Source organism: Enterobacter cloacae complex sp. 2024EL-00214 (genome assembly GCF_043945575.1).
GTDB classification, from domain to species: domain Bacteria; phylum Pseudomonadota; class Gammaproteobacteria; order Enterobacterales; family Enterobacteriaceae; genus Enterobacter; species Enterobacter cloacae_P.
Genome location: NZ_JBIMRC010000030.1, coordinates 23,753 through 34,278, shown reverse-complemented (window position 1 = coordinate 34,278; position 10,526 = coordinate 23,753). Strand labels below are relative to the sequence as shown.

11 protein-coding genes and 1 pseudogene are annotated in these 10,526 nt (G+C 47.1%); 5 read left to right on the top strand and 7 right to left on the bottom strand.

Annotated features, from left to right (window positions below; genetic code table 11):
• From ACHHZ6_RS23215 to ACHHZ6_RS23200, 4 genes and pseudogenes are all read right to left on the bottom strand, one after another.
• Positions 1-72, bottom strand: a 72-nt coding sequence (locus tag ACHHZ6_RS23215; RefSeq protein WP_001568368.1) for an IS1 family transposase, incomplete at its 3' end; no start/stop codon positions are given.
• Between the two features lie 222 nt (positions 73-294).
• Positions 295-1,197: pseudogene (locus tag ACHHZ6_RS23210) on the bottom strand (DNA repair protein); the annotation flags it as partial.
• 39 nt (positions 1,198-1,236) lie between these two features.
• The gene (locus tag ACHHZ6_RS23205; protein ID WP_022646508.1) at positions 1,237-1,803 is read right to left on the bottom strand and encodes a hypothetical protein; all 567 of its coding nucleotides are present in this window, start codon (positions 1,801-1,803) and stop codon (positions 1,237-1,239) included.
• Complete coding sequence (locus ACHHZ6_RS23200) at positions 1,800-2,063, bottom strand: hypothetical protein (RefSeq protein WP_022646507.1); 264 nt, start codon at positions 2,061-2,063, stop codon at positions 1,800-1,802. Before ACHHZ6_RS23200 ends, ACHHZ6_RS23205 begins: the two co-directional genes overlap by 4 nt.
• 275 nt (positions 2,064-2,338) lie before the next feature.
• Between ACHHZ6_RS23200 and ACHHZ6_RS23195 the strand changes: the two genes are divergently transcribed.
• Together ACHHZ6_RS23195 and ACHHZ6_RS23190 are read left to right on the top strand one after the other, a co-directional pair.
• Positions 2,339-3,376: a hypothetical protein gene (locus ACHHZ6_RS23195; protein ID WP_022646506.1), complete on the top strand. Its 1,038-nt coding sequence runs from the start codon at positions 2,339-2,341 to the stop codon at positions 3,374-3,376.
• On the top strand, positions 3,373-3,663 hold the full coding sequence (locus ACHHZ6_RS23190; RefSeq protein ID WP_007372364.1) for a hypothetical protein: 291 nt from the start codon (positions 3,373-3,375) through the stop codon (positions 3,661-3,663). Before ACHHZ6_RS23195 ends, ACHHZ6_RS23190 begins: the two co-directional genes overlap by 4 nt.
• Positions 3,664-4,194: 531 nt before the next feature.
• On the opposite strand, the gene ACHHZ6_RS23185 is transcribed toward ACHHZ6_RS23190, so the two are convergent.
• The gene (locus ACHHZ6_RS23185; RefSeq protein ID WP_007372363.1) at positions 4,195-4,575 is read right to left on the bottom strand and encodes a hypothetical protein; all 381 of its coding nucleotides are present in this window, start codon (positions 4,573-4,575) and stop codon (positions 4,195-4,197) included.
• Positions 4,576-5,554: 979 nt separating this feature from the next.
• On the opposite strand from ACHHZ6_RS23185, the gene ACHHZ6_RS23180 reads away from it, so the two are divergent.
• The 3 genes from ACHHZ6_RS23180 to ACHHZ6_RS23170 are packed head-to-tail and all read left to right on the top strand — an operon-like array spanning position 5,555 to position 8,146.
• Positions 5,555-6,964 carry a cytochrome ubiquinol oxidase subunit I gene (locus ACHHZ6_RS23180; RefSeq protein ID WP_395123087.1) on the top strand — a complete coding sequence of 470 codons (1,410 nt, stop codon included), beginning with the start codon at positions 5,555-5,557 and terminating at the stop codon, positions 6,962-6,964.
• Positions 6,964-7,974: a cytochrome d ubiquinol oxidase subunit II gene (gene cydB, locus ACHHZ6_RS23175; protein WP_007372361.1), complete on the top strand. Its 1,011-nt coding sequence runs from the start codon at positions 6,964-6,966 to the stop codon at positions 7,972-7,974. Before ACHHZ6_RS23180 ends, cydB begins: the two co-directional genes overlap by 1 nt.
• Positions 7,975-7,999: 25 nt before the next feature.
• A complete protein-coding gene (locus ACHHZ6_RS23170) occupies positions 8,000-8,146 on the top strand; it encodes a DUF2474 domain-containing protein (protein ID WP_000859348.1) in 147 nt (48 codons plus the stop codon).
• A 160-nt stretch (positions 8,147-8,306) separates the two neighbouring features.
• Here ACHHZ6_RS23170 and ACHHZ6_RS23165 read toward each other — a convergent pair whose 3' ends face one another.
• Together ACHHZ6_RS23165 and frmR are read right to left on the bottom strand one after the other, a co-directional pair.
• Entirely contained in the window at positions 8,307-9,458 is a 1,152-nt protein-coding gene (locus tag ACHHZ6_RS23165) for an iron-containing alcohol dehydrogenase (RefSeq protein WP_007372360.1), read from the bottom strand.
• Between the two features lie 685 nt (positions 9,459-10,143).
• Complete coding sequence (gene frmR, locus ACHHZ6_RS23160) at positions 10,144-10,419, bottom strand: formaldehyde-responsive transcriptional repressor FrmR (protein WP_001141269.1); 276 nt, start codon at positions 10,417-10,419, stop codon at positions 10,144-10,146.
• Between the last annotated feature and the right edge of the window lie 107 nt (positions 10,420-10,526).

Here is a 10,526-nt window from a genome sequence, read left to right as displayed (position 1 = left end):
AGTGCTTTTGCCGTTACGCACCACCCCGTCAGTAGCTGAACAGGAGGGACAGCTGATAGAAACAGAAGCCACTGGAGCACCTCAAAAACACCATCATACACTAAATCAGTAAGTTGGCAGCATCACCCTAGCGTTCCCGTTGTCAGGGGGGCCGGGTAATGATATTCATCATTTCTGCAGCCTCCTTATTCACACCATGTCACCCGATTTCATTCGTCTCCGGAGAGTCGGTTTCCGGAACAGCGGAAGAAAAAGCAGACCTGACGAGGGTCTGCTTTCAGTTCCTGAGACTCATCAGATGGCGTTAAGCCACACCATCCCGTATTTTTGCTCACGCGCTTCGAACGCCTGGCGTCCCCCTTCAAGCACATCACATATAGCCTTGCACATACTGTTTGGCGCCCCGTGATCTCCGTATTCCAGCGCCCCGCTACGGTAACTGATGACTTCATCATTATTGGCCGCGATGATGACCTGTTCAGCATCACAGTTAACCACCAGGTTGGCGTTATGCGTCACGATGATGACCTGCCGGTACTGTTTTATTTTTCTGAAAAGTGGGACCAGACTATGCATGATGAATTCATTGTCCAGGTCATCTTCCGGCTGATCAAATACAAACGGCGATCCGAAGGCATCTGCCGCCAGTTTAAGGCAGACATAGAAGGTCCCCCGTTGCCCGGCTGACAGTTTTTCCACGGTTTTACCTTTGTCTTCAAATTCCGCCCTGACGTTCAGATAGCGCTGGATCTGCTCCGGACTGAACAGATAACTGAGAAGTGCATCCGGTCCCTGACTGTTAAAATATTCGTCGCGCCAGAAAAACGCCTCGAGGGTCAGTTTATTGTCCGGGCATTCCGGCAGAACCAGCATGGGTTCATTTGCCAGCAGGGCCCGGAACTCATCAATGCTGCTGATCCTGAACACCTCCCGCAGCCTGTCCTGGGTAGTCAGCTCCCCGGTCGCCCTGAACCGGCCCCGGTTCAGATAACTGAGCATCCCGTTGTAAAAGGCCGTGACATCAAAGTGAGGCTGGCCGTAAATGCGGATATCCGTAAGAATGTCCTGTATCAGGGCCTGCTGATCCTGCGTCAGATGCGGTTTTGTGGTCAGCGATGCGAAAGCCGTGTCGATCACGCCCTGTCTGGACAGCAATCCATACATGAATTCAGCCGCAAGCCTGGCGCGTTGTTCCAGTCCGCTCCAAGACGGTATGCATGAAGGGTTTCTGCCAGGCTAATCCTGGCTCTCGTTAATCTGGATATGTACCGGAAGACCCGCGTCATAACAGGTCTGATACAAGTCAGCCACCTGCAGGGGATCGCCTTCCATTATCTGACGTATTCCACCTGCATTCGTCACTTGCAGACAGGTGGAGCCGTCGAGCCGGATCACGTAGGCTGCCTGACAGATACGGTGAAGGCTGTCACCGAGAAAAACCTCCACCGCCTCACCGGTTGTCGACTCGCGCAAGGGCAGACTGTGCACCTTCAACTGGCGCTGGCGGGAGATTTCGTCATCACGGGCTGCCTGATAAAGCGGTTCCGCCACATCGCGTCCGGCCCCGGTCAGCTCCACGGCCAGCTGCTGGTTAGGCGCGCGCAGGGTGCGCAGCCAGCCCGCTGCTTCCATGCGCCGGCAGGAGGCGCGCAGGTTCGGCCCGTACACCGGGGCGTCCCCGCCCTGTTCCAGCACCCGCTCAATATCCCGCGTGGCCACCGGCCCCGGACGTTTCGAATCCAGGGCGGCCAGCACAATCAGCACCCGCCGCTGCAGCGGTGACGGGCGTCGCGCCTGTGTCATTGCTTATCCGTCTCCGGCCAGATGAGTTTTCTGAGACGCTGATGATCGACGTCAATGAGCGCTTTGGTTTGTTCGTAATTTTTCATTGGCGCACCAGTAATCGCCAGTTCATACCAGAATTGCAGAAGGGTGCTGGCCATACTCGATTCGCTGATGTATTTAGCGCCCTGACTGTCCAGCTCGCATTCACGGATACGTTCTTCCGCTATCCGGGTCAGCTGCTCATAGCTGAGTGAAAAATTCACTTCTTTCTCATCCATCCTGCACGCTCCGTCTGATAATGTCCGGTTTAGTCAAAAATCATACTTCATATGATTCATGTATTAACTGTAGAATATCATATCAGATATGATTATTATGAATAACGATAAATATCACACACAGTATGATTTTATGCGTTTTGTTTATTTATCATATTTCTTACCGTTTTCCCGCCACGCAGATCCGAAAAGATGCTTAGGCGGTTCTTTTGCGGCTGACATTCTTTTGAGTTTTAATGACGTGATATAGCAAGCCCACACAGAGGGAAAGAGGAATGAGCCAGCAACTGCGCAAGCGGTCTGACATTGAGAAAAAGGTTGCGGCCGGAGAGGCTGTTAAGGAACAGCCGCGTCAGCTAATCAGGGACACTATCACCGGGAAAATCATTTCTAACGAGCGGGTGCCTGAAACGCTCCCGGCCTGCCTGATAGCGATGCAGTCGAATACGCTTGTCTACAACGATGTAGATGTGGAGGCCTTTCAGCGGGAAGTCCGTCAGCAGGTATCACAGATACTGGACGCCATCAGGGATGAGCGATTTGAAAATGCCGGCATAGCCTATCAGCAGTTTATAGACCAGTATGATGCGTGTTTCGAAACGCCTTCCGTGGATGTACTTGGTGAGGTGAAACGACGTGGTATAGATCTTTATGCGGTGCTGGAACATCAGGGAACCCGTCTTACGGCAGAAATGTGCGTTGGAGGTAGTCATGATCGAGCGTCTGAACGCAGCTTTAATGCCGTCACCGAGGCTCATATCAATCTGTTGTTCTATATGCTCACGCTGAATCTGGCGATCCATAACAAGATTGATAATGTCCAGAAACAGCTACGTACTAAACTCGGTTTTCTGGAAGAGCGGCTCAGAACGTTGCTTAACGAGTACATCTATGCAAATCAACTTGGCCGGATCGTTCTGGACGGGTTACATGCAAGCGAGACCCTTTATGGCTGGATTTTGCTTGAAAAAAATGACCTGGATGCTGCCCGGTTGATTTATAAGAATGATTTAAAGCTGAATAACGAAATGAAGTTTGCCGAGCTTCATGCAGAGGTGATGAGCATCTACCAAAAGAGATACACATCTGAAACGCCTGAAGATCTTCGGAATAGAGCTTTCTCAAGGTGTGGGTTATCCGAAGACAGAGCACAATTCGCTTTTAAGCTGTGTTATTACCTTCACCAGACAGGACAGATTAGGAAGTATATCGATGAGCTGACGCTGGGTGCTGATAACAACGACACGAGTGACGCTACCGTGGATGTCCGGTCCCTCCTGGTTCCCTCTGCATCCGGGCTCGCAACTCAATGAAAGACGAAATAGCACGACAGATCGCCGGACTTATTGAGCTGAACAAATTTAATGGCTATACGCTGGTCAGCGGAGAAGACTGGCAGAAGCCTACAGTCACCGAAATCCTGCTGGTCCGGGGATTTATCCCCCTGACTGACAACCAGCTGGCTAACCGACTGGATGTGGACGAACGCACCATCCGTAAGTGGAAATCAGGAGAGACCAGTATGGTGTACACCACCTGGTGCTGCCTGTGCTGGCTGGCTGGGCTGGGGATGCCGCTCGATAACATTATCAGTGGCTGAAGATTCGCTTCCAGATGCGTCTGAAAATGAATCGTCTCTGATATCGGCAGCGGGAACGGATGATATGAGGGAGACGGTCATAGTTTTTCCAGAACAATGTCCAGCCCTGATACCCCTTGACCACTAATAGGATGAAGCAGCCGGCTTTGAAGATGCCATATGCGATGGCGGTGAGGATTAGAAATACAGTCATACGATTTTCCTTATGTAAAACTGTATTTAGAAAATCCGATGCGGCCTTTAAGGCCGGACTGTAAAAAAACCTGAAAAAAGTTTCTCTTTCCTCTTTGTTGCTATTACTGGCTTTGTCAGCCTTGAATTTTGCTTTTTATGCAATATTCCCCTAATGACAACTATCCAGAATTTTTTTGTGCTTCTGCAAAAATCCTTCTTCTCTTCTCCTGAGATCCGAAACTCATTGAGTCGGAAGACTGGGTACCTCTTCAGAACGCAGAATCACCTGAGTTACCAGAACAGCAGACGTAAAAAAGGCCGCTGAAGCGGCCTGATTAAATTATCCGGGCAATTCACTCAGCCTGGAAGTTTTTCAAGGAACTGGAGGACTGCCTTCTGGTATGCAGTCCAGTTTTTAGCGCTTTCCCACGGGGTTGAACCGTCGTTATAAAAATAAATATCGCTATCGAGTAATCCCGGAGCACCTGCAAGAAGATGATCACCGTAATCAGCGTATTCCGCGCCGTGGCCACCGGCCTGCGCCATAAATCCCAGAGGTTTATATTCACGATTAAGAAGCAGATATTTACCGGGTTCATGTTCTCGGACAGAGTACGGCAAATTGAATCGCATTAGCCATTTCATGGCATCGGTCTTACTGTTTCTGATTTTAAATCCGCGAAAATCATTTTCAAAACAATGTACTACCGTTTCAAGTCTGCTCTTTAGCGTTTGCATGTATCATCCTTTGTGCATTTGCCACGATGGGAATTAATTGCTTACAGCGCAGCTTCGAGGATACAGGATTCAGACAGTTACTTATAGCGATGCCTGAGAGAATGGCCAGTACATCTGACAACGCAGCAGGCTGAATTCCCGGATGTTGAATAATGACCCTCAATGCCACTCCCACCTTCAGCGCCTGTGGAACTGTCGTTCCACTCCTCGTCACGTCCGGTTCCGTGAGAGCGCTGGACCTGCTCCGGACTGAACTGATAGCTGAGGAGTGCCTCTGGTCTCTGACTGTTAAAATAATTGTCTCGTCAGAAAAACGCCTCAAGGGTCCGGATATTCCGGCATAACCAGCATGGGGTCATTTGCCTGTAGGGCCTGGAACTCATCAATGCAGCTGATCCTGAACACCTCCCGCGGTCTGTCGACGGTAGTCAGCTCCTTGTCGATTATTTATTCCTTTGTTTGTGACATCTACTTCTGATACCAGAGCAAAAATCTAATCCATATGTATATGAAATAATTTGTTGTTTAAAAAATGAGATTTAATATCCTTAGCCAGGACACCAGAATATACCTGGTAGAATGCACGAGCATATTGATTTTTTCGTGTATCAGTGGTTAAAACCGGACGGTATGCATATTTCAGAAACATCTAATCACCTAAATTTTTCAGTAAGTTACACATAACCCCCCCCACTATTAAGAATTACTCTCAACACTATTTGTATCGTGCAGTATCAGGAATGATCGTGGTTGCTGACACAATAACGAAAATCCTGCATTTTTGTAATCGACCTCATCTATCACTACATTATTGCAACTTATTGGACACATTTAATCATGTGCTTAACAATGTACTTGCAAGTGAGTTTTTATCTCATACAAAAAAATGATTGTTTTCAATAGTCGAAATTTCTCATCAAGGCTCTGATTTGATAAGAAATAATTAATTATCAGTGTATTATCGGGGTTAAGGTGAACTATGTTCGGATTAGATGCCTTCCATTTGGCCAGGGTACAGTTTGCATTTACTGTTTCCTTCCACATTATTTTCCCAGCAATAACCATTGGTCTGGCCAGTTTCCTGGCCGTGCTCGAAGGGTTATGGTTAAAGACACGAAATGACACTTACAAGGAGCTCTATCACTTCTGGTCAAAAATTTTTGCAGTAAACTTTGGTATGGGTGTTGTTTCCGGTCTGGTTATGGCTTATCAGTTTGGTACCAACTGGAGTGGCTTCTCACAGTTTGCAGGGAGTATCACCGGTCCATTGCTGACCTACGAAGTTCTGACTGCGTTCTTCCTTGAAGCGGGTTTCCTTGGTGTCATGCTGTTTGGCTGGAATCGTGTTGGCCCCGGTCTGCACTTCTTTGCTACCTGTATGGTGGCGCTGGGGACACTGTTTTCCACGTTCTGGATCCTGTCATCCAATAGCTGGATGCAGACTCCACAGGGTTATGCCATCGAGAATGGTGTTGTTATCCCTGTAGACTGGCTGAAAATTATCTTTAACCCTTCCTTCCCGTTCCGCCTGTTACATATGTCCACTGCGGCTTTCCTTGCAAGCGCTTTTTTTGTCGGAGCATCAGCAGCATGGCATCTGCTAAAAGGCAATGATACTCCCGCTATTCGCAAAATGTTCTCTATGGCATTGTGGATGGCATTAATCGTTTCCCCGATCCAGGCCGTTATCGGTGATGCGCATGGTCTGAATACTCTTGAGCACCAGCCGGCAAAAATCGCTGCGATTGAAGGACACTGGGAAAATAAACCTGGTGAAGCAACCCCTCTGGTTCTGTTTGGCCTGCCAGATATGAATGCAGAAGAGACGAAGTACAAAATAGAGGTCCCTTATCTTGGCAGTATTATCCTTACACACAGCCTTGATAAGCAGGTGCCTGCCCTGAAGAGTTTCCCTAAAGAAGATCGTCCTAACTCCACTATCATATTCTGGTCTTTCCGCGTAATGGCTGGCTTAGGGATGCTGATGATTCTTCTCGGGGTGGTCAGCGTATGGCTGCGCTGGCGGAAACGTCTCTATACATCTAAACCGTTCCTCTATTTTTCTCTCTTCATGGGGCCTTCGGGACTGATTGCGTTACTGGCCGGTTGGTTCACAACTGAAATAGGTCGTCAACCATGGGTCGTTTATGGCGTACAGCGAACGAAAGATGCTGTTTCTGCACATGACGATTTACATATGTCAATCAGCTTACTGGCGTTTCTTCTTGTTTACACCTCAGTCTTTGGCGTCGGTTATATATATCTCGTACGTCTGATCAAAAAAGGGCCTGTACATGCTGAGGAGCATCAGGAGGTAACGGATGGAACACCTGCCCGTCCTCTGTCAGCGGTAAATGAGGGTTTGGCAACACGTGGGAGAGACAAATAATGGGTATTGATCTGTCAATTATCTGGTTTGTCATCATCGTCTTCGCTACGTTGATGTATATAGTGATGGATGGATTTGATCTGGGAATCGGTATTTTGTTCCCGTTTCATAAGCACGATGTCGATCGCGATACAATGATGAATACCGTTGCGCCGGTATGGGATGGCAACGAAACCTGGATGGTACTGGGGGGAGCGGCATTGTACGGCGCGTTTCCTCTGGCTTACGCTGTTATCATTGATGCTCTTAGTATTCCGCTTACCGCAATGTTACTTGGGCTTATCTTTCGTGGTGTGGCCTTCGAGTTTCGTTTTAAAGCAATCCCGGAACATCGACCTATCTGGGACAAAGCATTTATAGTCGGCTCTGTACTGGCCACTTTCAGTCAGGGTGTTGCAGTCGGAACCTTATTAAATGGATTGAGTGTGTCCGGACGTGCATTTAGCGGTTCTGCATTGGTTTGGCTCGCCCCGTTCCCTCTGTTCTGCGGATTGGGACTGGTACTGGCCTATGCCCTGCTGGGTTGCACCTGGCTGATTATGAAAACAGAAGACTCGCTTCACCGCAGGATGTCAGAGCTTGCAACTCCGTTAACCATTGGTTTACTGGCAGTTATTGCAATTATCAGTGTCTGGACCCCATTGACTCATCCTGAGATTGCCAGTCGCTGGTTCAGTATGCCAAATGTCATCTTTTTCCTGCCTGTACCATTGCTGGTCCTTGTTTGTTGCTGGGGTATCGTTCGCAGTGTTTATAGCCGTCGATCCAGCTTTGGTCCCTTTATGCTGACGTTAGGATTAATCTTCCTTGGTTTCAGTGGTCTTGGGATCAGTATCTGGCCATATATCATACCGCCTTCTGTAACCATCTGGCAGGCCGCGTCACCTCCTCAGAGTCAGGGCTTTATGCTAATAGGTGGCTTGTTGATTATCCCTGTAATCCTGATGTACACCTGCTGGAGTTACTATGTATTCCGGGGGAAGGTAAAAACTGGCGACGGTTATCACTAATGGTGAGGTCAATGGAGAAACTTAAATGAAAACCGTTGATGAAACACCTCGTCCATTCTGGAAAAAATTGATGTGGCTGGTGATTATCTGGGCTGTCAGTGTAATGGCGTTGGGGGTCGTTGCCACAATATTCAAATTGCTAATGACAGCCGCTGGGATGAAAACTCACTAACGTTTAAATCGGGTTACCTCTGGTAACCCGATTTTCTTAGTATCAAAAAGACATGTTTATGGTCAATTTCTCTGGTCAGAAGTGATTTAAATTTCTGACCATGAACTTGTACAACTTTCCTTCAGATATAATTCAGATAACGGTGTAAAAAGGAGAATGCTTACATACGAGCTTTGTAGAGCTCAATAATCTCCGAAAGGCTTGCCTGACGAGGATTGGTTAAAGAACAAGCATCATTTAGTGCATTTTGTGCCATAAATGCAAGTTTATCCTCCGTTACACCAAGATCAGCCAGGCGTTGATTCGTACCGACTTTTTGCGACAACATCTCAATTGCTTCGATAGCAGAATTAATGGCCTGCTCCTGAGTCATTGTTGAGACATCAATCCCCATTGCCCGGGCGATTTCAACAAAACGATCGGGAACCTTTTTCGCATTAAATCGGGATACTTCACCCAGCAGGATCGCATTACACAAACCGTGAGACAGATTATAAACGCCACCTAACTGGTGAGCCATTGAATGGACATAACCAAGAGACGCGTTTGAAAATGCCATTCCAGCCAGATATTCACCATATTGCATGGCATCACGTGCTTCGCGGTTTTGGCCATCATCTACAACGTCTTTAAGATTATTAACAATAATTTCAATTGCTTTGATAGCACAAGCATCAGTAACAGGCGTAGCTGCTGTTGATACATACGCTTCAATTGCATGAGTTAAGGCATCCATACCTGTAGTTGCCGTAAGGAACGCAGGCATTGCGACCATAAGTTCAGAATCGTTAACCGCAATGATAGGCGTAAAGTGCTTATCCACTACCGGGTATTTAGTTTCATCTTCCTGGTTAGTGACGATTGCAAATACGGTCATTTCCGATGCCGTACCCGCTGTCGTATTTACAGTAACTAATGGTAATTGTGGTTTTTTGGACAGATGCACACCTTTCGAGTAATCCCGAATATGCCCACCATTAGTGGCCACCAATGCAATACCTTTAGCTGTATCGTGAGAAGACCCCCCACCAAAGGAAATGACAAAATCAGCATTACTTTTTGCAAGCAAGGCTAAACCGTCATCAATATTTTTCTCTGTTGGATTAGGTTGAACACCATCAAATATTGCATAACTAATTTTATGCGCCTCAAGCTCATCTGTCAGTTTGTTAACCAGTCCCGTGTCAGCCAAAACACGGTCAGTGACGATCAGCGCTTTTTTTAACTCCCTTGAAACAAGTTCATCCCCTAAAAGACGAATAGCATTAAGTCCCATTAGGGTTACAGGCGGCATATAAAATACATTACTCATAGTTAATATCCTTTCGTCAGTTTAAATATTAGAGAGGGCATTTTAAATCTTGATAGCCTTGTTGTTTCTGTGTGTACATCATCTGCTTCATATACTATACGGCAGTATAGTAACTGGCAATACCAATACTGTTGATAAGGATTAAAAAAAGATAAACACTTGATTTTTATCTGAAAATATTTTTTGATGTTTGATGAGGACTTGGGTTATCACTTCTGAGTAGTAACCTGTTGCGTGCGGGAAATATCTTCAGACAGGTCAGGTGACAACGCCGTACAGAATGGGCCTATACAGTGCTGTGGCCAGTCTCCAGTACCAGAACTGTCAGTTAGTACTGGTTTTCCGAACAGTGGGCGATTCTGCCCTATCGCCTGGACCGGTCTTGCGACGGTTTACAATTACAGATATCTGTAGGGTGAGGCGGCACCTGGAACACTGGTGCCGAGAATGATTACTGGATCAGAAAACTCAGGGCAGTATGTACTGCGCATGATAACGAAATTATCGCACCTGAACTGATGACAGCATTTGTCGTAGTGGTATACAAAGCAGAAATTTGTTTTGGCTGAACGACACTGGACTCCTGGGACATAGTCAGGGAATGAGTAGTATCTGTGGACTGGCTATGCCGTTCGGTTGGTGTTCATAATGACATCCAGCAGTGACCGGGTTTACCGGTCAGTTGCTATTTAAGATAGGCGCGAACCAGTTCAATCGTATCGTCAACTGATTTACTGACTTCATGGCTATAGTTGTCATTCTGGTCAAAGGTTTCTCGTATGTGACTCTCCAGAACCTCAGCCATCAATCCGTTAGATGCGCCACGAACGGCAGCAATTTGCTGGAGAATGGCGCGGCATTCAGCACCATTTTCAAGTGCTCTTTCCAGAGCATCAATCTGCCCTCTGATGCGGCGAACCCGTGTCAGTACCTTTTTTTTCTCTTCCGGAGTACTGGGCATTTCTTACCTCACTATCTTTAAGTTGATATACTGCATCGGAGTATGCATTATCCGATCAATGAATGTATACCTCCCATGTAGTATACAAACATAACAGAGCACATACC

Bases quoted from the DNA above. Each gene is read 5' to 3' on its own strand.
- ACHHZ6_RS23190 (WP_007372364.1), top strand. From the start codon at position 3,373: ATGAAAGACGAAATAGCACGACAGATCGCCGGACTTATTGAGCTGAAC.
- ACHHZ6_RS23170 (WP_000859348.1), top strand. From the start codon at position 8,000: ATGAAAACCGTTGATGAAACACCTCGTCCATTCTGGAAAAAATTGATG.
- ACHHZ6_RS23205 (WP_022646508.1), bottom strand. From the start codon at position 1,803: ATGACACAGGCGCGACGCCCGTCACCGCTGCAGCGGCGGGTGCTGATT.
- frmR (WP_001141269.1), bottom strand. From the start codon at position 10,419: ATGCCCAGTACTCCGGAAGAGAAAAAAAAGGTACTGACACGGGTTCGC.
- ACHHZ6_RS23165 (WP_007372360.1), bottom strand. From the start codon at position 9,458: ATGAGTAATGTATTTTATATGCCGCCTGTAACCCTAATGGGACTTAAT.
- ACHHZ6_RS23180 (WP_395123087.1), top strand. From the start codon at position 5,555: ATGTTCGGATTAGATGCCTTCCATTTGGCCAGGGTACAGTTTGCATTT.
- ACHHZ6_RS23200 (WP_022646507.1), bottom strand. From the start codon at position 2,063: ATGGATGAGAAAGAAGTGAATTTTTCACTCAGCTATGAGCAGCTGACC.
- ACHHZ6_RS23185 (WP_007372363.1), bottom strand. From the start codon at position 4,575: ATGCAAACGCTAAAGAGCAGACTTGAAACGGTAGTACATTGTTTTGAA.
- ACHHZ6_RS23195 (WP_022646506.1), top strand. From the start codon at position 2,339: ATGAGCCAGCAACTGCGCAAGCGGTCTGACATTGAGAAAAAGGTTGCG.
- cydB (WP_007372361.1), top strand. From the start codon at position 6,964: ATGGGTATTGATCTGTCAATTATCTGGTTTGTCATCATCGTCTTCGCT.